The sequence below is a fragment of the Hyphococcus formosus genome (genome assembly GCF_046736345.1).
Classification (GTDB): Bacteria; Pseudomonadota; Alphaproteobacteria; order Caulobacterales; family Parvularculaceae; genus Hyphococcus; species Hyphococcus formosus.
In genome coordinates this window covers 1,220,649-1,240,193 of sequence record NZ_CP157210.1, presented here as the reverse complement: position 1 = coordinate 1,240,193, position 19,545 = coordinate 1,220,649, and the positions used below count along the sequence as shown (strand labels likewise).

General features: G+C 54.5%; 26 protein-coding genes. 15 read left to right on the top strand and 11 right to left on the bottom strand.

The annotated features are described in order from the left end of the window. The first annotated feature begins 10 nt into the window (after positions 1-10). The 5 genes from ABFZ83_RS05775 to ABFZ83_RS05755 all read left to right on the top strand — a co-directional run bounded on the left by ABFZ83_RS05775 (position 11) and on the right by ABFZ83_RS05755 (position 2,356). Entirely contained in the window at positions 11-439 is a 429-nt protein-coding gene (locus ABFZ83_RS05775) for an antitoxin Xre/MbcA/ParS toxin-binding domain-containing protein (RefSeq protein WP_411818484.1), read from the top strand. Positions 440-444: 5 nt separating this feature from the next. Further along, a complete protein-coding gene (locus tag ABFZ83_RS05770) occupies positions 445-1,134 on the top strand; it encodes an RES family NAD+ phosphorylase (protein ID WP_411818482.1) in 690 nt (229 codons plus the stop codon). Positions 1,135-1,226: 92 nt separating this feature from the next. Further along, a complete protein-coding gene (ykgO, locus tag ABFZ83_RS05765; RefSeq protein ID WP_369314393.1) occupies positions 1,227-1,352 on the top strand; it encodes a type B 50S ribosomal protein L36 in 126 nt (41 codons plus the stop codon). 65 nt (positions 1,353-1,417) lie between these two features. Next, positions 1,418-1,975, top strand: a complete 558-nt coding sequence (locus tag ABFZ83_RS05760) for a tetratricopeptide repeat protein (protein ID WP_411818481.1) — start codon at positions 1,418-1,420, stop codon at positions 1,973-1,975. Positions 1,976-2,089: 114 nt separating this feature from the next. Continuing rightward, a complete protein-coding gene (locus ABFZ83_RS05755; protein WP_411818480.1) occupies positions 2,090-2,356 on the top strand; it encodes a DUF2312 domain-containing protein in 267 nt (88 codons plus the stop codon). Between the two features lie 6 nt (positions 2,357-2,362). Here the strand turns inward: ABFZ83_RS05755 and ABFZ83_RS05750 are convergent, their stop codons facing one another. Continuing rightward, complete coding sequence (locus ABFZ83_RS05750; protein WP_411818479.1) at positions 2,363-3,853, bottom strand: sigma-54-dependent transcriptional regulator; 1,491 nt, start codon at positions 3,851-3,853, stop codon at positions 2,363-2,365. Between the two features lie 301 nt (positions 3,854-4,154). On the opposite strand from ABFZ83_RS05750, the gene ABFZ83_RS05745 reads away from it, so the two are divergent. From ABFZ83_RS05745 to ABFZ83_RS05720, 6 genes are all read left to right on the top strand, one after another. Further along, entirely contained in the window at positions 4,155-5,147 is a 993-nt protein-coding gene (locus ABFZ83_RS05745) for an alpha/beta fold hydrolase (RefSeq protein ID WP_411818478.1), read from the top strand. A gap of 175 nt (positions 5,148-5,322) precedes the next feature. After that, positions 5,323-5,547 carry a hypothetical protein gene (locus tag ABFZ83_RS05740; protein ID WP_411818477.1) on the top strand — a complete coding sequence of 75 codons (225 nt, stop codon included), beginning with the start codon at positions 5,323-5,325 and terminating at the stop codon, positions 5,545-5,547. Between the two features lie 27 nt (positions 5,548-5,574). Further along, positions 5,575-6,780 (top strand): Re/Si-specific NAD(P)(+) transhydrogenase subunit alpha, encoded by a 1,206-nt coding sequence (locus tag ABFZ83_RS05735; protein ID WP_411818476.1) that lies wholly within the window; start codon positions 5,575-5,577, stop codon positions 6,778-6,780. Positions 6,781-6,798: 18 nt separating this feature from the next. Then, on the top strand, positions 6,799-7,278 hold the full coding sequence (locus ABFZ83_RS05730) for a proton-translocating transhydrogenase family protein (protein ID WP_411818475.1): 480 nt from the start codon (positions 6,799-6,801) through the stop codon (positions 7,276-7,278). A gap of 9 nt (positions 7,279-7,287) precedes the next feature. Further along, positions 7,288-8,688 (top strand): NAD(P)(+) transhydrogenase (Re/Si-specific) subunit beta, encoded by a 1,401-nt coding sequence (locus ABFZ83_RS05725; protein ID WP_411818474.1) that lies wholly within the window; start codon positions 7,288-7,290, stop codon positions 8,686-8,688. Between the two features lie 132 nt (positions 8,689-8,820). Beyond that, positions 8,821-9,753 carry a class I SAM-dependent methyltransferase gene (locus ABFZ83_RS05720; protein WP_411818473.1) on the top strand — a complete coding sequence of 311 codons (933 nt, stop codon included), beginning with the start codon at positions 8,821-8,823 and terminating at the stop codon, positions 9,751-9,753. 69 nt (positions 9,754-9,822) lie between these two features. Here the strand turns inward: ABFZ83_RS05720 and ABFZ83_RS05715 are convergent, their stop codons facing one another. The 3 genes from ABFZ83_RS05715 to rpsU all read right to left on the bottom strand — a co-directional run bounded on the left by ABFZ83_RS05715 (position 9,823) and on the right by rpsU (position 11,678). Beyond that, positions 9,823-10,908 (bottom strand): MipA/OmpV family protein, encoded by a 1,086-nt coding sequence (locus ABFZ83_RS05715; protein WP_411818472.1) that lies wholly within the window; start codon positions 10,906-10,908, stop codon positions 9,823-9,825. A 260-nt stretch (positions 10,909-11,168) separates the two neighbouring features. After that, entirely contained in the window at positions 11,169-11,345 is a 177-nt protein-coding gene (locus ABFZ83_RS05710; RefSeq protein ID WP_411818471.1) for an entericidin A/B family lipoprotein, read from the bottom strand. Positions 11,346-11,459: 114 nt separating this feature from the next. Continuing rightward, positions 11,460-11,678, bottom strand: a complete 219-nt coding sequence (gene rpsU, locus ABFZ83_RS05705) for a 30S ribosomal protein S21 (protein ID WP_411818807.1) — start codon at positions 11,676-11,678, stop codon at positions 11,460-11,462. Positions 11,679-11,846: 168 nt separating this feature from the next. On the opposite strand from rpsU, the gene ABFZ83_RS05700 reads away from it, so the two are divergent. Beyond that, positions 11,847-12,734, top strand: a complete 888-nt coding sequence (locus ABFZ83_RS05700) for a COQ9 family protein (RefSeq protein WP_411818470.1) — start codon at positions 11,847-11,849, stop codon at positions 12,732-12,734. Here ABFZ83_RS05700 and ABFZ83_RS05695 read toward each other — a convergent pair. Both ABFZ83_RS05695 and purE read right to left on the bottom strand, forming a co-directional pair. After that, positions 12,731-13,852, bottom strand: a complete 1,122-nt coding sequence (locus ABFZ83_RS05695) for a 5-(carboxyamino)imidazole ribonucleotide synthase (protein WP_411818469.1) — start codon at positions 13,850-13,852, stop codon at positions 12,731-12,733. The genes ABFZ83_RS05700 and ABFZ83_RS05695 overlap by 4 nt on opposite strands. Continuing rightward, on the bottom strand, positions 13,849-14,349 hold the full coding sequence (gene purE / locus ABFZ83_RS05690; protein ID WP_411818468.1) for a 5-(carboxyamino)imidazole ribonucleotide mutase: 501 nt from the start codon (positions 14,347-14,349) through the stop codon (positions 13,849-13,851). Before purE ends, ABFZ83_RS05695 begins: the two co-directional genes overlap by 4 nt. 465 nt (positions 14,350-14,814) lie before the next feature. Here purE and ABFZ83_RS05685 point away from each other — a divergent pair, with 465 nt between their 5' ends. Beyond that, positions 14,815-15,537, top strand: a complete 723-nt coding sequence (locus ABFZ83_RS05685; protein ID WP_411818467.1) for a GGDEF domain-containing protein — start codon at positions 14,815-14,817, stop codon at positions 15,535-15,537. 3 nt (positions 15,538-15,540) lie between these two features. Here ABFZ83_RS05685 and ABFZ83_RS05680 read toward each other — a convergent pair whose 3' ends face one another. The 3 genes from ABFZ83_RS05680 to ABFZ83_RS05670 are packed head-to-tail and all read right to left on the bottom strand — an operon-like array spanning position 15,541 to position 16,955. Then, positions 15,541-15,840, bottom strand: a complete 300-nt coding sequence (locus ABFZ83_RS05680) for a YdcH family protein (RefSeq protein WP_411818466.1) — start codon at positions 15,838-15,840, stop codon at positions 15,541-15,543. 12 nt (positions 15,841-15,852) lie between these two features. Beyond that, entirely contained in the window at positions 15,853-16,365 is a 513-nt protein-coding gene (locus ABFZ83_RS05675) for a TIGR02444 family protein (protein WP_411818465.1), read from the bottom strand. 2 nt (positions 16,366-16,367) lie between these two features. After that, positions 16,368-16,955 (bottom strand): UbiX family flavin prenyltransferase, encoded by a 588-nt coding sequence (locus ABFZ83_RS05670; RefSeq protein WP_411818464.1) that lies wholly within the window; start codon positions 16,953-16,955, stop codon positions 16,368-16,370. 152 nt (positions 16,956-17,107) lie between these two features. Here ABFZ83_RS05670 and ABFZ83_RS05665 point away from each other — a divergent pair, with 152 nt between their 5' ends. Both ABFZ83_RS05665 and ABFZ83_RS05660 read left to right on the top strand, forming a co-directional pair. Then, positions 17,108-17,290, top strand: a complete 183-nt coding sequence (locus tag ABFZ83_RS05665) for a YdcH family protein (RefSeq protein WP_411818463.1) — start codon at positions 17,108-17,110, stop codon at positions 17,288-17,290. 127 nt (positions 17,291-17,417) lie between these two features. Next, positions 17,418-18,206, top strand: a complete 789-nt coding sequence (locus ABFZ83_RS05660) for an SDR family NAD(P)-dependent oxidoreductase (RefSeq protein ID WP_411818462.1) — start codon at positions 17,418-17,420, stop codon at positions 18,204-18,206. A gap of 22 nt (positions 18,207-18,228) precedes the next feature. Here the strand turns inward: ABFZ83_RS05660 and ABFZ83_RS05655 are convergent, their stop codons facing one another. Both ABFZ83_RS05655 and ABFZ83_RS05650 read right to left on the bottom strand, forming a co-directional pair. Next, positions 18,229-18,633, bottom strand: coding sequence for an ACT domain-containing protein (locus ABFZ83_RS05655; protein WP_411818461.1), 405 nt, complete (start codon positions 18,631-18,633; stop codon positions 18,229-18,231). Positions 18,634-18,746: 113 nt separating this feature from the next. Then, a complete protein-coding gene (locus ABFZ83_RS05650) occupies positions 18,747-19,436 on the bottom strand; it encodes a DUF1013 domain-containing protein (protein WP_411818460.1) in 690 nt (229 codons plus the stop codon). Positions 19,437-19,545 lie beyond the last annotated feature (109 nt).

Here is a 19,545-nt window from a genome sequence, read left to right as displayed (position 1 = left end):
GGTGAATCCCATGAGCGCAACCGTGCTCGACGCGCCGGTAGACGACAATCTGGCTCTCCGTGAGCCCGATGAGCGCAAACGCATGTCTGCGCCCGCGATCAAGCTGTTCTTCCGGGTGGCAGAACTTTGGGGCCTGACGGTCGATCAACGCCGGGCGATCCTCGGTGATGTCTCCAAACAGACCTATTACAACTGGCAAAAAGGCAGTGTGACCTCGCTGACCCGCGATCAGCTGGAGCGGATTTCGCTGGTGCTCGGTATTCTAAAGGGGCTGCGGCTGGTCTTCGCGTCTGACGATAATGCGATCCGCTGGCTCAAGGCCAATAACCACGAATTTGAATTTGCTGGCCGTGCGCCGCTTGATCGCATGACCCAAGGCAGCATCAACGACCTTTATGCGGTGCGGCGTTATCTCGATGCCTGGCGGGGCGTGAAATAGCGACCGTGAAAACAAGCAAGGTTACATCGCGAACGCATCGGATCATCGCCAGTCGCTATCCGACCATTGGCGTCTTTGACGACATCGCCGCCGATGAAGATGAAATGCGCGTGGCCTTTGAACTCGAAGCCATGACCAATGGTCGATTGCAGCCCTATCGGCGGCTGGCGGCGCTGCCCGAAGGCGGGGTGGTGACAGGTCCGACTGCCTCTATTGCCATGGCGGCGTTTCTCCATTGCTCGGATAGTGGTGGGCGGTTCAACGATGCGCGGCTCGGAGGGTGGTACGCGGCTCTTGATCAACGGACGGCCATTGCCGAGACGGTTTATCATAATGAGCGCCGTCTGCGGATGTCGGAGGCGGGCTTCCCGAACCGGATCCAGCTGCGCGAATTGATCGTCCATGTTGATATGAAATGCCTCGATTTGCGCGGGGTGGATGACCCGGTGCTTTACGATAAAGACGACTATGCGGGCGCTCAGCTATTTGCGCTTAATCATCGCTGGCCATTCGCGGACGAACCGGTGGATGCGCTGGCGTATGATTCGGTTCGGCGCGATGGCGGCGAGAATATTTGCATCTTTCGGCCTGCGGCATTGTCATTGCCCATCGATCAGGGCGAGCATTTCGAATATGTCTGGGACGCAACGGGCGAATTAACTGTGCTCAAGCTGACCAATGTGGATTTTCCGTAAGCGATTGCCACAGAAACCGGGCGGGGCGGTTGACAGGGGCCAGCAATTTCACTATTTCCCCCGGCTTCACGCATGAATTGAAAGCTAGTCCCATGAAAGTCCGCAGCTCCCTTAAGTCGTTGAAAAACCGGCACAAAGATTGTCAGGTCGTCCGGCGCAAGGGCCGCCTTTATGTGATCAACAAGACGCAGCGTCGTTTTAAGGCGAAACAAGCCTAATTCTGACGCCCCGTTTGCGCGGCTGTTCCTTGGTTTTTAATGGTTTACGCGGTAGGCTCTCGCCTATGCGAACGCGTATTTGTGCTCTCTTCTCAGGTCTGTTTTTGGCCGTTTTCGCGGCTTTTCCTGCTCTCGCTGATCAAACTGATCCGCGGCTCGATTCGCTGTTTGAGGAATTGCGCGTCGGCGATGCGATTCGCGCAGAGGAAAATGTCGCCCGGATAATCGAGATCTGGGCTGACTCTCAGAGCGATACCGTCGATCTGTTGTATCAACGCGCAGAATTAAGCGCGAATAATGGTGCGTTTGATCTCTCGATTGCGCTTCTCGATCATATCATTGGCCTCGCGCCAAATTTCGCCCAAAGCTATGCGCTGCGTGGGACAGTCCGTCTGACGCAGGAAGACCGGGCAGGGGCGATTGAAGATTTCTCCCGCGCGCTGGAACTCGAACCAAGGCACTTTCTGGTACGGGTGACCCTTGCGGAAATCTTGTTGGCGGGCGGGTCAAAGCGCGAAGCCTATGAGATGTTTCAAAAGGCGCTTGAGTGGAATCCCCACGATGAAAATGCCCGTGACCGCGCTCGTTACCTGCGCCGTGAAATAGACGGTCAAGAAATTTAATTTTCCCCACTCGCGTTGTTCGTACTTGGCCTTATGGGCGGCCAATCCTAAACCTATGGGTCAGATATGCGGATATTTCATCCGTGTCATGACCAATTGTAAGGGAGTTTGCGCGTGGCAGACGGATCGGCAAGTGTAGAAGGCGTAACCACCATTGCGGCCGATCGGCTGCGTTCATTCATTGAACGGGTTGAGCGCCTTGAAGAAGACAAGGCCGCCATCATGAACGACATCAAGGAAGTTTATGCCGAAGCGAAAAGCGACGGCTATGATGTCAAAACCCTGCGTCAGGTCGTGAAGATCCGCAAAATGGAAACGGCTGACCGCCAGGAGCAAGAGGCCATGCTCGACCTTTACCTGACGGCCCTTGGTGAAGCCTAAGCGCGCTTAACTCGCGCGCTTCACTTCGAGATCGTGCTCGCGCAATTTGCGATAGAGCGTTGAGCGGCCCATGCCGAGGCGGCGCGCCACTTCAGACATCTTGCCCTCATAGGTATCAATCGCGAGGGCGATGAGGTCTTTTTCGATTTCCTGCAATGACCGCAAATGACCGGCGCGATCAAAAATGGCGACGGCATCATGGCTTTCGCCGATTGATGTGATGCCATTCGGATGGCTAACCTGCGGCGGTGTTTCCGCGGCGGTATCCCCGTCGTCGAGCAAGAGGGGCGGCCCGGCTTCGATGCCAGCGGCTTTGAACTCGTCCGTCAATTGCGGGAAGTCTTCGGCGGAAAGATATGGATGTTCCGCAAGCACAACAGCGCGGAAAATCGTATTCTCAAGCTGCCGCACATTGCCCTGCCAATTATACTGACAAAGGACTTCGAGCACTTCGTTGCGAACGCCCCGAACATCGCGGCGCTCTTCGGCGTTATAACGATGGATGAAGTGTTCAATGAGGGCAGGAATATCCTCGCGGCGATCGCGCAGCGACGGAATTTCGATCGGAAAGACATTGAGCCGATAATATAGGTCTTCGCGGAAGCGGCCATTTTTGACCTCTTCCCCAAGTTCGCGATTGGTCGCAGAAATTACCCGCACATCGACTTTGACCGGGCGTTTAGAGCCAATCGGGTCAACTTCGCCTTCTTGAAGTACACGGAGCAGTTTGACCTGCATGTCGCTGGGAAGCTCGCCGACCTCATCAAGGAAGATCGTGCCGCCATTGGCTTCCTGGAATTTACCGATATGTTTTGCATTCGCGCCTGTGAACGACCCTTTTTCGTGACCGAACAGGATACTTTCAACGAGGTTTTCCGGGATCGCGCCGCAATTGACCGTAATGAATGGACGGCCAGAGCGATCAGATGACCCTTGAATTGCGCGGGCGATCATTTCCTTACCGGTACCGGACTCACCGGTAATCAGGATCGGAATGTTTGATGCCGCTGCGCGCTCGCCAAGACGTGTGACATGACGCAGGGCAGGGCTTTCGCCGATCAGGTCTTTAAAGCCCATCGCGCCGTCATGTTTGCGTTTCAAGCGCGAGACTTCGCCCTGAAGCGTTGTCAGGTTCAAAGCATTCTTTATGGAAACAATAACGCGCTCAGGCGATGCGGGTTTGACAAAAAAGTCGGCTGCGCCGCTTTGCATGGCTTCAACAACCGTGTCGATGCCGCCTTGTGCGGTCAGTACGATTACCGGCAGGTCTTCACGAAAAGATTTCGCGCGTTTGAGCGTTTCCATCCCGCCAAGGCCGGGCATACGCAAATCGAGCATGATCAGCGCAATGTCTTGACCTTGTTGACTTTGCAACAGTGACAACGCGCCTTCGCCATCGGCGGATTCAAGGACCGGATAACCTGCTTTTTCACAAACAGCGCGCATTAAGCGGCGCTGGGTGGGATCATCATCGACGATTAAAACCGTTTTCACCATTCGAGGCAGGCCCTTCTGAAATTCTGAATTACCCCGCAAAAATGGACCCACAGTGTAAATATCGGTTTAAAACCGTGTCATTCCGATACGATTTTACGGCTTTTAAAGGCAGATAATCGTTGTTTTAGCTGCGTTTAATCATTTGTTTACGAATTAAAATTTGGTTTACCATTATTTCCGCGGTTCCTATGCTGCGAACCCATCGACGTTTGCTCTATTGCCAGCATAAAGCCCGCGCTGCGGTCAGGATTTGCGTTTTTACCGCTTTGGGCTATCGATAAAGCGTAAGGCAGGCAGGGTTATGAGCAAGACATCTGAAACGACCAAACGCGAAGACTTGATCCGTCCATTATCGGAATTGGCGGGGCAAAAACCGCCTGCGCCGGAATGGTTCGAAAAGGCGATTGCGACCCCGTCCGAGGAAGGTGCGGTCGATGTTGCTGGCGCACGGATTCGCTATTCCGTTTGGGGCGAGGCCGATCAGCGGGGGCTTTTGTTTGTTCATGGCGGGCGCGCACACCGGAATTGGTGGCGTCCGTTCGCGCCGTTTTTTGCGCAAAATCGCCGGGTGGCCGCGCTCGATTTGTCGGGCATGGGCGATTCTGACTGGCGCGAGAATTACTCGCTCGATCTCTTGGTCGATGAGGTCTTTGCAGTGATCGACAAGGCGGACCTCGCATCGCGCGGGCGGCCCATCGTTGTCGGCCATAGTTTTGGCGGCTGGGTGACCCTTGCGGCGGTTGAGCGCGAGGGCGAACGGCTGGGCGGGGCGGTGGTCGTTGATAGCCCGCTTGGGGTCCCGGACCCGCATGAAGGCTATAATGTCATCAAGAAAAAGCCCGAAGCCCAGAGCGACGGTGTCCGCCGCAGAGGACATACTTATAGTACAAGTGAGGAGATGATCGCCCGGTTCAGGCTTTTGCCGAACCAGCCGGCGGAGAACCTCTATCTTCTTGATTATATCGCCCGGGAAGGCTTGCGCCCAGAAACGATGGAAGACGGGTCGAAGGGCTGGGCCTGGAAATTCGATCCGGTGAAGGACGGCCGGTTTGAGATCCATTTCGAGCGCGATCTCTTGCGCGCGGCGCGGTGCCCGCTGGCCTTCATCTATGGGGAAAAGTCGCTTTTTGCCCAGGGTGACGGTTATCAGCATCTTCAGGAGCAGGCGCGGGGGCGTTCGCCCTTCGTGGTGATTCCCGCCGCCTATCATCATTTGATGATGGACCAGCCTTTGGCCTTCGTTTCGACCCTTCGTACACTGCTTAGTGCATGGCCAGTGCGCTTTGGCGTCTGAGAAATCAGGCAAATGTGAAGAAATGTTGGTAGATCCGGCTTCTCGCTTGAAGCAATGTTGCGAAGCGCCTGATTGCAGTAGTAAATATATATTTGAGTTCACATTTTCGGCAGCTAACCACTCTTGCCCAAAGGGTCGTTATCAGCCAAAACACTGAAAAAATTACGGAGTTTCCATGACTGACGAAGTGCAACAGCGGATTGAAGATGCGGAAGAGCATCGCAAATCTTACAACGCAATTATGGGTGCAGCGACCGAAGTTGGCGTTCCGGCGTCGCTTGGCCTCGCCATGATGTTCACCAGCCTCGTGATGGCGAACGGACTGCTAATTTCCCTGCTCGCAGGTGTAGGTGTGTATATCTTTTCGCACATTGTCGTGAAACTATTCTTCTCGCATTGATCTAAGTGACCCGCCTTCGGAGGCCAGATGAAAATTGCCGTCCTGAAAGAAACGCGCCCCGGTGAAACACGGGTTGCGGCGACACCCGAGACCGTCAAAAAATTTATGGGGCTTGGGGCTACGCTAAGTGTTCAAACCGGTGCCGGTGAGGGCGCGCGATTTGCCGATACTGACTATGCTGAAGCGGGCGCACAGATTAGCCCGAGTGCGGCAGATGCAGTGCAAGGGGCGGATATCGTCCTCAAGGTGCAGGCACCTTCGAGCGAAGAGATGCGGGTTTTCACGCAAGGTCAGACCCTGATCGGGATCATGTCCGCTTTTAACGCGCCTGATTCCGTTCCGGCTTATGCGCGGATGGGAATTGATGCGTTGGCGATGGATTTCATGCCGCGCATTACCCGCGCGCAGTCCATGGACGTTCTTTCCTCACAATCAAACCTCGCCGGTTATAAAGCGGTGATCGACGCATCCGCCTATTATGGTCGGGCATTGCCGATGATGATGACCGCTGCGGGCACGATTGCCGCCGCCAAGGTATTTGTCATGGGGGCCGGGGTTGCTGGCCTTCAGGCGATTGCAACGGCGCGTCGTCTTGGTGCGGTGGTGTCTGCAACCGATGTTCGTTTTGCCGCAAAAGAACAGGTCAACAGCCTTGGCGCGACCTTCGTCACCGTTGATGAAGAAGCCATGAAAGAGGCTGAGACCGAAGGCGGTTACGCCAAGGAAATGTCAGACGATTTCAAAAAGCGTCAGGCAGAATTCGTGGCTGAGCACATTGCCAAACAGGACATTGTTATCACAACGGCGCTTATTCCCGGTCGTCCGGCACCGCGTCTGGTCGACGCCGATATGGTGCGGTCGATGAAAGCGGGATCAGTTATTGTCGACCTCGCGGTAGAGGCTGGCGGCAATGTCGAGCTGGCTCGTTTGGGCGAAGCGATTGAGATCGACGGCGTGACCATTCTGGGCTTTGCCAACGTTCCGGGTCGTTTGGCCGCCGATGCGTCGAGCCTTTATGCGCGCAACGTCTATAATTTCATTGCGGCCTTCACCGACAAGGAAAACGGCAATTTCGTTGCCGATCCTGAAGACGAGATCATTAAGGGCATTGCCCTGACCCGCGGCGGCAAGGTCGTACACGCCGCATTTGAGGACAAAGCAGAAGAGCCGGCTCCGGCCGAAGCTCAGCAAGCCGAAGTTGAAGAGCCGTCGTCTTCGGACGGCGACGAGTAACATCCCGGGAGGAGCCTGATGGCCGCGTCGGAAAAAGCAGAACAACTAGAAGAGGCCGCGCAAGCGGCGGAGCAGGCTGCGCAAACCGCCGAAACCGCTGCGGCAAATGCCAGCGGTAACGCAGAGGCAGCAACCGCCGCCGCAGAGCAGGCGCGCATGATTGCCGATCAGCTTGCGATCATCGCATCGGCGAGCCCGATTTCAGATTTTGTCTTTTTGCTGACCATCTTCATTCTGGCGATTTTCGTTGGCTATTACGTTGTCTGGTCGGTTACGCCGGCGCTGCACACGCCCTTGATGGCGGTGACGAATGCGATTTCCTCAGTGGTTATCGTTGGTGCATTGATTGCGTTGGGGGCGGATCTTTCACAATCGGCGAACAGTTTTGCACCAAAGCTCTTTGGCTTTATCGCCGTCGCATTGGCGAGCGTGAACATATTCGGCGGGTTCCTTGTGACCCAGCGAATGTTGGCCATGTACAAGAAAAAAGAACGCTAGGGGATTAGAATGGCAGATAATTTACCAGCGCTTCTTTACGTTGCATCCGGCATTTTGTTCATCCTCGCGCTGCGGGGCCTGTCTTCGCCGGAAACCGCGCGTCAGGGTAATCGCTTTGGCATGATCGGGATGGCGATTGCCGTTCTGACGACGCTTTTCGTTCTTGAAAATAAAGGCTTCGGGACTTGGGTTCTGGTGCTGTTTGCGGTGGCGGCGGGTGCTGCGCCGGGGATTTATATTGCGCGCAAAATTCCGATGACCGCGATGCCGCAACTTGTTGCTGCGTTTCACTCATTGGTTGGTCTTGCGGCGGTGTTTATTGCTTGGGCGGCGTTTCTAGCGCCTCGCGCTTTCAACATCGGCGATCCAGGCCATATTCATCTTCAATCCATTGTTGAGATGTCACTCGGTGTTGCCATTGGTGCGATTACTTTCTCCGGTTCCGTGATCGCTTTTGCCAAGCTGAACGGCAATATGTCCGGCAAGCCGATCATGTTGCCCTATCGCCATTCGATCAATCTCGGCCTCGGCCTTGCGATCTTAATTTGCATTGGTCTTTTGATGACCGGCGAGCAATCGGCGACGACCTTTTTCATCCTCACGCTGATCGCCTTTATCGTGGGCTTCCTTTTGATCATTCCAATCGGCGGCGCAGACATGCCGGTTGTGGTCTCAATGCTCAATTCCTATTCAGGATGGGCGGCGGCCGGTATCGGCTTCACGCTCGAAAATATGGCGCTGATTATCACTGGTGCCTTGGTTGGTTCGTCTGGTGCGATCCTGTCTTACATCATGTGTAAGGCCATGAACCGGTCGTTTATCTCGGTGATCCTTGGCGGCTTCGGCGGTGACGATGCTGTCGCTGGCGCGGGCGGTGATGATGACCGTCCGATCAAGCAGGGTTCTGCGGATGATGCGGCTTTCGTCATGAAGAATGCGAACAAGGTCATCATCGTTCCCGGTTACGGCATGGCCGTTGCGCAGGCGCAGCACGCGCTCAAGGAAATGGCGGATACCCTCAAGGAAGAGGGCGTCGAAGTGAAATATGCGATCCACCCGGTTGCGGGTCGGATGCCCGGCCATATGAACGTTTTGCTGGCTGAAGCGCAGGTTCCGTATGATGAGGTCTTTGAGCTGGAAGACATCAATGCGGAATTCCGCACGGCTGACGTTGCCTTTGTGATTGGTGCGAATGACGTCACCAATCCGGCCGCGAAAACTGATAAAACCTCGCCGATCTATGGCATGCCGATTCTTGACGTTGAAAATGCAGGAACAGTATTGTTCGTGAAACGCTCTATGGCTGCCGGCTATGCGGGCGTTCAGAACGAGTTGTTCTTCCGTGATAACACGATGATGTTATTCGGAGATGCCAAGAAAATGTGCGAAGAAGTGGTCAAGGCGCTTTAACGAGCTTTGATACTGGCAGAGGCGCAAACTGCGTTTTCTGTGGATGGCGGAAAGCTGGCCTCTGCCTTTGTTTCGTTGGTGCCTTTTCAAAAGTGATGATGATCGTCATCACGTGGTTAGGGGAAGGATGCCATGAAATATTTACTGATGGGCGCGACCGCGCTCGCTCTCGTTGCCTGTTCACAGGAAAATCAAGCGCCGAGTGCTGACGAGACAACACTCACGAAAACGGCCGAAACCGAAATGGCGGTTGATGAAACCGATGCCGCAAAGGAACCCACGGCGTGGGAGCGCCTTGATACGGTTCTCGCGGCGCAGTCCGATGATGCCAAAGCGCGCTATCAATATCGTCATCCGGCAGAGACGCTGAAATTTTTCGGGATCAAACCCGGCATGACCGTCGTTGATACGCTACCGGGCGAAGTCTGGTACACCGGTATTCTGCTCGACTATCTGGGTGAAGACGGCAAAGTGATCGGTGCTGATTATTCGCCTGAGATGTGGTCACTGTTCGGATCATTTGCGCCGCCCGAAGGTGCGAAAGCAAATTGGGCCGCCGAATGGACTGAGAAAGCCGAAGGCTGGCGCGATGAAGGCGATGCAGCGGTTGGTGCTTTTGCTTTCGGTTCAGTCCCGGATGATATGGCGGGCACTGTCGATGTCGTCCTTCAGATCCGGTCAATGCACCATTTCAACCGCTTCGAAGATCAAGGCGGCTACCGCAGTCAGGCGATTGCCGACATGTATAAACTTTTGAAGCCCGGCGGTATCGTTGGGGTTGTTCAGCACCGCGCACCCGAAAGCAATGACGATGCTTGGGCGAATGGTGATAATGGCTATGTGAAGCAATCTGCGATTGTTGCCGCATTTGAGGCTGGTGGATTTGATCTTGCCGATCAGAGCGAGATCAATGCAAACCCGAAAGATCAGCCAACGGAAAGCGATTTTGTGTGGCGCTTGCCGCCGACCTTGGCGACGAGCGGCGATGACCCGGAAGCCGCAGCAGCGGCAATTGCGATCGGCGAATCTGATCGCATGACCCTCAAATTCAAAAAGCCGGAATAGTTTCGGTTCCAGTCAGCTCAATAAAAAAACTCCCCGGTCATGCCGGGGAGTTTTTCTTTCTATTAGGTTTTATTGACCTGTACCGCCAAAGGTGAATTCACGCATGATGTGAAAACCAACCGCGAATTGGTGGCGGTCGCCATAATCCTTGATGATTGGTGTTTCTGCATAATCATCGAAAATGTAATTATACCGCGCATACGGATTAAGGGACCAACGGTCGCGAATATTGATATAGGCGTTCACCGATCCGCCAACATCGCGGAACCCCGCATCGACATCATAGGGGCCAAGACGGCCGCCGCTGCGCGCAGATTGTTCTGGCGTGATCGAGAAATATGCGTCCGCATATCGATTGCCGATCCAGCTTGCCTGACCGCTGGTTGAAACCGAAACGGGACCAGCGCGGAAAAGAAGGGCGGTAATATAGCCATCAACAATGGTGCCGCGGTGCCCGGTTTTCAGGCCATGACGAGCCTTTGCCTTGAATGCGAAACGGTCAAGGAAGGTCGTTGCGACGAAGCCGCCGAACTCGAAGGTCGTACCCACATCGCCCAATCCGTCGAGCGCGGGATTATCGTCCTGATCGCGGCGCGCTTTGATGCGGACCGATGGCCCGAGCCGAAAACGCGAAAACCCGATAATGCCGAAATCCGCGCCGTCATCATCTAGGAAGATGAAGTCGCGGAATTTTACATAGACCTGTGGGTCCGCGTTAAATTCGTAATCGTTCGAGCCAAAATAATCCGGCTCGTAGACCGGGCCGACACCGATGCTGAGATTGGTTTCTTCTGGCGTCAGAAAGGTCAGCGCACCAAAGAACCCGCGATTCTCGTCTTTCTCGCCAAGGGTAATCCGTGTGCGCGTGCGATCTTCTTGATCGTCGCCGCTGCCAAATATCGGTCTGACTTTTGGGTCATCAAGTTCGTTTGCGTCGCGTTCCTGCTCGGCTGTCAGATACAGCGCTTCTTCCTGATCTTGCTCGTCCTGGCGGATCTTGTCGCGCTTTTCTTTTTCCGTGGGCCCGAACAACATCGGGCTTAGGGCAGGGTCATCAATCTGCCGCTGCGCATGGGCTGGCTGTGCTGCCATTACCGCAATTGCGGATACACACATTGCTGCGGCCACGCCGCGAAAATTAGGAAGTCCCCTCATACAGCACCTAATATAGTGCGCCGCAGCGCTATCCCTCGATCTTTTTATACATTGCCAGTTTATCGTGCGAATATCGCAATTCCATCACAGGAACACGTTTTTTCGCCATATAACACAGTTGTTATTATTAATTTCCCGCATCATTAGGCGATTCGGAGCCAACAATGTGGGATTTTCTGGGCGTTTTGGGTGGTCTGTGGGCACAAAAAAACCGGCGCGCGAAACGTGCCGGTTGATCTGATTGAGAAAGCGAAAAGCGCTTAATCGTTGATGGCGTCGTCCAGTGCCTCGCCAGCGCTCTCTACGTCGCGGCCAACGCCTTTGACGGTTTCGCAAGCCGATAGGAAAAAGCTAAGTGCCAAAATCAGGGACAAAATCCGCATAATAACCCCATTCAATCCTAAGCCCGCGAAGCTAAACGCGTTGTGACGGGCCAAAAGCGCTCACCGTAAACTAGCAGAACCAATTAGGGCCTGCCAGCGTATTCAAACATCGGGACGCGGAAACCGTTCCCATCACGCCCAGATAAACGAGCAGACGCAAAAAGGGGCTTAAAGGCCGCCTTCGCGCTGCAGGCGCTTACGAACCAGTTTGCGTGCGCGGCGAACCGCTTCGGCTTTCTGGCGAGCGCGCTTTTCTGACGGCTTTTCGAAGAACTTCCGACGTTTCATTTCGCGGAACGTCCCTTCACGCTGCATTTTCTTTTTCAGCGCTTTAAGGGCTTGTTCGACATTATTGTCGCGGACAAAGATCTGGACCAAGGACTTCAGCTCCTATGAAACAAAAGCGCCACGGGTTGCAGACCGCGACGCGAAATACAATCTAACTCAGCAAGCGCTTGTTTTGTGCAAGCGCGCGAGGCGAGGGCGGCCTATACCAAAAGGCCAACCCGATGTCTATAACCGCTGATAATATAGCGACCGAAAGGATGGTCATCTATGCCTAGTGACCCAAAATCCACAGAAAACAACGGCCCAAAGGCGGAATCTGACGTAAATTCTGCTAAAAACGCCGCAAATAGCGATCGCCCGGTCGATGGATTCGAAGACGAGCGAGCGCTGATTCTCGAAAAACTCCTGCCGCTGGTCCCATTTGACGGCTGGACCGACACTGCACTCAAGCTCGCAGCGCGCGAAGCCGGGGTTGAGGATGCAACAATCCGGGCCGCATTTCCGCGCGGCGCGATTGATGCGATTCGCGCCTGGTCGGCGCGATCTGACGAGCGTATGCGCAAAGCGATGGAAGCCCCGGAATTTAAAGGGCTCAAAATCCGCGAGAAAGTCGCCTTTGCCATAAGAGCGCGCCTTGATGCGATCCGCCCGGACAAAGAGGCGGCGCGACGGGCCGCTGCAATGCTGGCGCTGCCGATCTATGCGCCGCTGGCCGCTGATCTTGCCTGGAAGACCTCTGACGTGATCTGGCGCGGTCTTGGCGATCAATCGACCGATTTCAATTTTTACTCAAAGCGCGGGATCTTGACGGCTGTGTGGACCTCCACCTTGGCGCGCTGGCTTTCTGATGATGACCCGTCGGAGGCTGCGACCCATGCGTTTCTGGATGCGCGCATCGAAAATGTAATGCAGATTGAAAAGGTGAAGGCAAAAGTTCGTGATCTGAATATCGATCCGACCAAGCCGCTCGAATGGCTGGCGCAGTTTCGCTATGGCACCGGCGAAGAAACACCATCGCGCGATAAAGAGACTGAGAAAAAGCCAAGGCCAAAAACGCCCGGCGATAAAAATGAGCCGTTAAAAACCGAAGATAAAATCGACGAGGCGCTGGAAGAGACATTCCCTGCGAGTGATGCGCCTTATTGGTCGCCCTAAGGTTTTGTGATGCGCGTCACGTGGCCCATTTTGCGGCCCGGGCGCGCTTCGCGTTTCCCGTAAAGATGGACCCCCGTATCGGGCTCGCTCGCAAGGGCGCGCCAATTATGGGCCTCATCGCCAATCAGATTTTCCATTACAGCGTTTGAATGGCGGCGCGGATCGCCCAGCGGCCAGCCGGCGACGGCGCGGATATGTTGTTCGAATTGCGAAATTGCGCAGGCGTCCTGGGTCCAGTGACCGGAATTATGCACGCGCGGAGCGTATTCGTTGACGATCAGATCGCCGTCTTTGAGGACGAAAAACTCAACGCCCATCACGCCCACATAGTCCAGCTCTTGCAGCATTTTTGTGGCGATGGCGCGCGCGTTCTCTGCGGTTTGATCAGTAATCGTCGCGGGCACCGAAGAGGTCTTTAAAATGCCGTCGCGATGGACATTTTCTGCCGGGTCATAGAGCCGGATCTGACCATCTTTTGAGCGGGCACCGATGATCGATATCTCGCGCTCAAACGGCACAAAGCCCTCAAGGATCGACGGCGCAGCGCCAACTTCTTCCCATGCAAAAGCGATGGCTTTTTCGAACGCGGCGGATAGATCGGTTTCGGTTGTCTTAATCCGCGTCTGACCTTTGCCGTCATAACCAAAACGTCGGGTTTTAAGAATCGCTGGCCGACCGACTTTTGCAAGGCCGTCTTTCAGCGAGCTTAAATCATCAACCGGATGAAAAGCGGCTGTCTTGGCACCGATGGTGTTGACGAATTGCTTTTCAACCAAACGATCTTGCGATGTTTCAAGCGCCTTTGCGCCGGGGCGAACCTTTGCCCCAAGACCGGTCAAATAAGCAACCGATTCCGCCGGTACATTTTCAAATTCATAGGTGATGACATCAACGTCGGCAGCAAAAGCGGCAAGGGCGTCTTGATCCGTATAGGATGCAATGGTCGTCTTCGCTGCGATGTCATATGCCGGCGCGCGCTCATCGGGGCAATAGATATGACATTTAAGGCCAAGCTCTGCGGCGGCAACGCCAAGCATGCGGCCCAGCTGTCCGCCACCAAGAATGCCAATGGTGCCGTTCGGCTCTACGATATCAGGGTGGTTGATCGCGACGCTCATTCGTCTTCAACGGTCTCCAGAACAGATGCAGATTGCTTTTCGCGGAAATCATCAAGCCGCGTTGCGAGCGCGTCATCATTGGTGGCCAAAATTGCCGCCGCCATCAAGCCCGCATTCGCCGCGCCCGCTTCGCCAATGGCCACGGTGGCAACCGGTATTCCGGCGGGCATTTGAACGATCGACAACAGGCTATCGAGCCCTTTAAGCGCCTTTGATTGAACCGGAACGCCAATCACCGGCAGCGGTGTCATCGACGCGGCCATGCCCGGCAAATGCGCCGCGCCGCCAGCGCCCGCGATAATGACCTTGAGGCCACGAGATTTAGCCGTCTTTGCATAGTCATAGAGGCGATCAGGCGTGCGATGGGCGGAGACGACCTTGGTCTCATAGGCGACGCCCAGCTTGTCGAGCATTTCAGCCGCGCGCGTCATGGTCGGCCAATCAGACCGTGAACCCATGATGATGCCGACTTCGGGGCGCGCTTCCGTTTGGCCCATGACCTCGTCTCCCTCGCAAAGAAACGGCGCTTATAGCAGGGGCACACTCCGGCGCAAGGAAAAGCGGAATTTCAGCGGCAAATCAGCGAACTGGCCGCGACCGACGAGGAGACGCCAGCCATTTGACGGGGGCGCGAAAACCAACGTCTCCTCTCACCGGACGCGGGAGCTAACCGTGCGCTTGAAGGGGACTCCTACACGGTCATATCCGCAAGGATTAAATTGGGCCGCCGCGACGCCTGTCACAAGGCGGCAAGCGTTGAACCGAGCATAGGCTGCGCCGAATGGTGCTCACCGCGCAATTGCGGCATGGAAGGGCTAATCGAGCGCGATTTTGTTGCGCGGTTTCAGCGCTTTGCGGGAAAAAAGCGTGATCTCGCTTATTGGCGGATGAAATGCAATCACGTTATGGATATCTTGTAATGTGGTCGTACTGTCGGCCTTGATCGCGACCGGGAGTAGCGAATGAAAATCGGCGATGCGCCTAAATCTCTGGCCAGTTCGCGTATCGGGCGCAAACAGGGGACGAGCGCTACAACCAGAGCGGCGAGCAATTCAACGAGCATCAGCGATGTCGTTTCGCTCGGCGGCATCCCCGAGGCGGAACTGACGCCGAAAGTGCGCGAAGCATTGGTCGCGCTGATGACCGAGGTTCAAACCCTGCGCACCGAACTTTCCCAAGCGCGCGAAAGCATCTACGAACTCGAGCGCCTGGCCGATCGTGATCCGCTGCTGGATCTATTTAATCGCCGCGCTTTTGTACGCGAATTAAACCGGTCGCTGGCGATGATCGAACGCTATGGCATGACGGCCAGCCTGATTTTCATTGATCTCAACGAATTGAAAACAATCAATGACACGCTGGGCCATGCGGCCGGTGATGCGGCGCTTCAGCATGTCAGCAGGGTTCTTATCGACAATATCCGCCAGACCGATGTGATCGGTCGTTTGGGCGGTGATGAAATTGGCTTGTTGTTGAACCAAGCTGACCAGCAGACGGGCGAACTCAAGGCCGTTCAGTTGACCAAGGCGGTCGCCGCTGAGCCGGTGCGCTGGAAGGGCGAAACCTTCAACGCGCGCATTTCCTGCGGGGTCGTTGAAATCGCGAAAGGTCTTTCGGCCGATGAGGCCATGGAACGCGCGGACAATGCGATGTACGAAGTGAAAGCGCGCCAGAAAAGCGGCTAAAGCTTAGGCGATGATGTCGGGCAGCATCGCGTCTTTGACTTCCCCAATTTCGTCTTTGAGCTGCAGCTTTTTCTTTTTGAGGCGCGCGATGGTCAGCCGCTCATAGGGCGAATTCTGTTCGAGCGATGTGATCGCTGCATCAAGGTCGCGATGTTCTTCTTCGAGGATCGCCAAGCGAATGACCAGCGCTTCGTCATTCGCGCCATCGAAATCCTTGTCGCAGGGGCCGTTATCCTCACCAGAACGCAGAAGCGTTTTCGGGCGCTTTTTTTCATCGTCAGTTGGCTCAGACGTATCGGTCATCAAAAATCCTGATCACTTGGCTTCTTGGCGTTTGGCCGCGTCAAAAATATGAGAGATCAATTCTTTAAGCAATGTTACGCGCACGTCATTCGGTGGTTTTAAATGTGCGTCATAACGTAATAGATTTTGCTGGGCGATGATGGCCGAATTGACGTTTTTGCTGCGCGATAAATTTTCATCGGCGAAGTTGAAAAGCATGTCTTGCAGGATTTTCTCGGCAGATAGTTCGGTGTCCTTAACCATGCCCCGTAAATCTGATTCCGCGGGATTGGTTTTACTGAGTGATCGACGCACCGACCGTAACGGGTGAACGATTTTATCGGTCCATGATCGCGCGAGGTCGAGCGCCGATGCCATTTCCTTTTCGGAAAGCGCTTCGAATTCTTCCGCACACCAACAGCAAAACAAAATGATATTTACATCGCAATCAAATTCATCCTGCAGACGCAATAAACTCTGCTCCGCTGCACCATAATGGGCGAGAGACCAATGCCAAAAGGGGGTGTCCGCAGGTTCAGCGCCCAATGTCAGCGTCGTCCCTTTTCAAGATCTTCACCCCAGCGTTTGACCAGCGGCGTATCAATATCGAAAAGGTCCAGCGTTCGGCCCACCGATTGATCGACGATATCCTCTAAACTCTGGGGTTCTGCATAAAAGGCGGGTAAGGGCGGTGCGATAATCGCGCCCATTTCCGTCAGGGCTGTCATAGTGCGTAGATGGCCTAAATGAAACGGCGTTTCCCGAACCATCATCACAAGACGGCGGCGTTCTTTTAAGACGACATCCGCCGCACGGGTAAGCAGGGAGCTGGTGATTCCCGACTGAATTTCAGACATTGTCCGTATAGAGCAAGGTGTAATCAGCATACCAATTGTCTTATAAGATCCCGACGCAATCGGGGCGGCAATGTCGCCCGCCGGGTAGCGCTGGTCGGCCAGCGCGGCCAGATCGGCGGCGCTCATTTCGAGTTCGTATTTAATCGTGATCTCGCTCGATTTGCTGATAACCAGATGGGTTTCCACATCGGTTTCCTTGAGGGATTCGAGCGTCCGTTTGGCGTAAATTGCGCCCGATGCGCCGGTCACGCCAATGATTATTCGACGGGGTGTTTTCATCACAAACTCAGTAACTTGGCCGTTTCTTTCATAACGTAAAATTGTATCTTTCGCCATCGCAATTACAACGTTAGCAATTACACAACGATGCGTGACAAGGCGGGGGTTTTTGTGCTTTAATATGCTATCCCACGAAGCAAAGGAGGCCAATTATGGCAATAAAGGCTCATATGGATTCGCTCAGCAAGCGGCACCAGGAGTTGGAAGCAGCTATTTCTGCTGAAATCAAACACCCGGGATCTGATGACCTTCGCATTGTGGAACTAAAAAGGCAGAAACTTAAGATCAAAGACCAGTTAAGGGAATTCAGGGCACAGAATAACAGTCCGAATTAACAAGATTGGTAATCAAATGGCATTGGGTTGTTATCCTATGACCATGCGATTACAATACAGACATTAGAATATCGATCATGGGCGGCGCACTTTATCGTGCGCCGCGTCTTTATTTTGGAATATCAAAATGACCCAACGTTCAGTTGTCATAACCGGGGCCGCCAAGGGTATTGGTGCGGCCTGCGCACGTCGTTTTGCGCAAAATGGTGACAAACTTGTTCTCGCTGACCCGAATGAGGAGGCCGGCAAACTTTTAGCCGAGGAATTGAGCGAGGCAGGGGCCGAAGTGACCTATGTTCACGCTGATGTCGCCAACCGGCTGCAAGTTCACAACATCATCGCTGAGGCGATTGATGCTTATGGGCGAATTGATGTCTTGGCGCATACGGTCATGGTGAAATTTGCGGCTCCTTTTCTGGAAACCAGCGAAGAAGATTTCGACCGCGTCGTGAATGGCAATATTGGCGGTGCGTTTTTGATCAATCAGGCGGTAGCGAAGCAATTCGTCAAACGTCTGGATGATGAAAACCGGCCCGCGTCACCCGGTGTGATCGTCAATATCGGATCGGTCGAAGCGGTGACGGCGGACCCGGACCATGTGGCCTTTGCTGCGTCACAGGGGGGGCTTAGCCAATTGACCAAGGCCATCGCCATGGCCATGTCACCTTATGGTGTGCGCGCCAATCTGGTGGGCGTCGGAACGCTAAAAGGCCAAGCGATGGACGAAAATGATCGCGACCGCGAACGCGCAGCGACACCGCTACAGCGGATCGGCGATCCGGATGAAGTCGCGGATGTGGTGCATTTCCTTGCGAGTGACGCCGCGTCCTATGTGACCGGCCAGACGCTTTACGTAGACGGCGGCAAGCTGGCCGTTAATTCGGGCAGTGTCGTCAAGAAAAAGAAAGCGACGTAGCAAGAATAAACCTCTAGGCGGTTTATTTTTGCGCGTCTTTCGCGATCTCTTCCAAAATCTTTAACGCATCATTTTCGCGGCCCAAAGGCACGAAAAGATGATCGTGATAAAAGCCGGCAACGGGATTAACACCCATGCCGTGCTGCGCGAGTTTGGTGGCGATATGCGCGATAAAGCCGACCGCTTCGAGTGCTGAATGAACATTGAGCGTAATCATTCGGCACGGGAAACTATAATCAAGCGCGGCTTTTTCCGCCTCTTCTTTCGTCAAGATCAGTGTTTTACCTTCGCTTTCACGAAAGATCATGCGCGGGTTAATGCCCGCTGGAATGTCGTTGTCGGGCAGGGTGACAAAGACATAGGTGCCGTCTTTGAGTGTCGCCGTGAGCGATCTAAGCAGCGTATCCAGGTTTTTCTCGCCTTGCATCAAATCACCTCGGTTGTGACTTTAATTGAATTCGTTTCGTGGGGAAACACGGCAATAAAACGCAAAAAAGCCCGCCAATGGCGGGCTTTACTTGGCTCAATATGAGCAATCCATCAATTTTCGTCGCTAGACTGATCTTTATCGCTGAACTCAGCAAAGACTTTTTCAGGATCGAAGTTACGGTTTTCGTTTTCCGCTTCTTCTTCCTTGTCTTGGGTCGGTTCAAGCGATGGTCCTTCATTGGCGAAGGCCTCTGGGTTTTCTTTCATCAGCTTGGCACGTTTCGCAGCGGCTTTGCGCACGACCGCATCAAGATCAATCTGTGAGCACAAGCCGAGACCAACCGGGTCACGCGGAACAAGGTTTGCGGAGTTCCAGTGCGAGCGATCACGAACAGCGGCAATCGTGGTCTTGGTTGTCCCAAGCAGCTTGCCGATTTGGGCGTCCGTTACCTCAGGGTGGTTGCGCACCATCCACGCAATCGCGTCAGGGCGATTTTGGCGCTTGGAAACGGGCGTATAACGACCGCCTTTGCGCGGCTTTTCCGGGACGATTGTTTTCGGGCGCGACAATTTCAGGCGGTGATCGCCGTCTTTTTCAGCTTTGTCGAGTTCATCACGGGTCAGCTGGTTTGTGGTGATCGGATTGATCCCGCGCACGCCAGCGCCAACATCGCCATCAGCAATGCCTTTCACCTGTAGCGGGTGAAGCCCGCAGAACTCGGCAATCTGGTCAAAGGTCAATGACGTGTTGTCGATCAGCCAAACGGCAGTCGCAATCGGCATGAGGGGTAGATCAGCCATGAATAGTCTCCAAAAGGGTCGACCCAAAGTGAACCCGGCAAAAGTCTCAAACTGCGGCCCCCCGGTCTGGAGAGCCGCGCTAACCGCCGGAAATTTTGGGGGAAAGCGA

Bases quoted from the DNA above. Each gene is read 5' to 3' on its own strand.
- ABFZ83_RS05775 (WP_411818484.1), top strand. From the start codon at position 11: ATGAGCGCAACCGTGCTCGACGCGCCGGTAGACGACAATCTGGCTCTC.
- ykgO (WP_369314393.1), top strand. From the start codon at position 1,227: ATGAAAGTCCGCAGCTCCCTTAAGTCGTTGAAAAACCGGCACAAAGAT.
- ABFZ83_RS05760 (WP_411818481.1), top strand. From the start codon at position 1,418: ATGCGAACGCGTATTTGTGCTCTCTTCTCAGGTCTGTTTTTGGCCGTT.
- ABFZ83_RS05750 (WP_411818479.1), bottom strand. From the start codon at position 3,853: ATGGTGAAAACGGTTTTAATCGTCGATGATGATCCCACCCAGCGCCGC.
- ABFZ83_RS05745 (WP_411818478.1), top strand. From the start codon at position 4,155: ATGAGCAAGACATCTGAAACGACCAAACGCGAAGACTTGATCCGTCCA.
- ABFZ83_RS05740 (WP_411818477.1), top strand. From the start codon at position 5,323: ATGACTGACGAAGTGCAACAGCGGATTGAAGATGCGGAAGAGCATCGC.
- ABFZ83_RS05735 (WP_411818476.1), top strand. From the start codon at position 5,575: ATGAAAATTGCCGTCCTGAAAGAAACGCGCCCCGGTGAAACACGGGTT.
- ABFZ83_RS05730 (WP_411818475.1), top strand. From the start codon at position 6,799: ATGGCCGCGTCGGAAAAAGCAGAACAACTAGAAGAGGCCGCGCAAGCG.
- ABFZ83_RS05725 (WP_411818474.1), top strand. From the start codon at position 7,288: ATGGCAGATAATTTACCAGCGCTTCTTTACGTTGCATCCGGCATTTTG.
- ABFZ83_RS05720 (WP_411818473.1), top strand. From the start codon at position 8,821: ATGAAATATTTACTGATGGGCGCGACCGCGCTCGCTCTCGTTGCCTGT.
- ABFZ83_RS05715 (WP_411818472.1), bottom strand. From the start codon at position 10,908: ATGAGGGGACTTCCTAATTTTCGCGGCGTGGCCGCAGCAATGTGTGTA.
- ABFZ83_RS05700 (WP_411818470.1), top strand. From the start codon at position 11,847: ATGCCTAGTGACCCAAAATCCACAGAAAACAACGGCCCAAAGGCGGAA.
- ABFZ83_RS05695 (WP_411818469.1), bottom strand. From the start codon at position 13,852: ATGAGCGTCGCGATCAACCACCCTGATATCGTAGAGCCGAACGGCACC.
- purE (WP_411818468.1), bottom strand. From the start codon at position 14,349: ATGGGCCAAACGGAAGCGCGCCCCGAAGTCGGCATCATCATGGGTTCA.
- ABFZ83_RS05685 (WP_411818467.1), top strand. From the start codon at position 14,815: ATGAAAATCGGCGATGCGCCTAAATCTCTGGCCAGTTCGCGTATCGGG.
- ABFZ83_RS05680 (WP_411818466.1), bottom strand. From the start codon at position 15,840: ATGACCGATACGTCTGAGCCAACTGACGATGAAAAAAAGCGCCCGAAA.
- ABFZ83_RS05670 (WP_411818464.1), bottom strand. From the start codon at position 16,955: ATGAAAACACCCCGTCGAATAATCATTGGCGTGACCGGCGCATCGGGC.
- ABFZ83_RS05665 (WP_411818463.1), top strand. From the start codon at position 17,108: ATGGCAATAAAGGCTCATATGGATTCGCTCAGCAAGCGGCACCAGGAG.
- ABFZ83_RS05660 (WP_411818462.1), top strand. From the start codon at position 17,418: ATGACCCAACGTTCAGTTGTCATAACCGGGGCCGCCAAGGGTATTGGT.
- ABFZ83_RS05655 (WP_411818461.1), bottom strand. From the start codon at position 18,633: ATGCAAGGCGAGAAAAACCTGGATACGCTGCTTAGATCGCTCACGGCG.
- ABFZ83_RS05650 (WP_411818460.1), bottom strand. From the start codon at position 19,436: ATGGCTGATCTACCCCTCATGCCGATTGCGACTGCCGTTTGGCTGATC.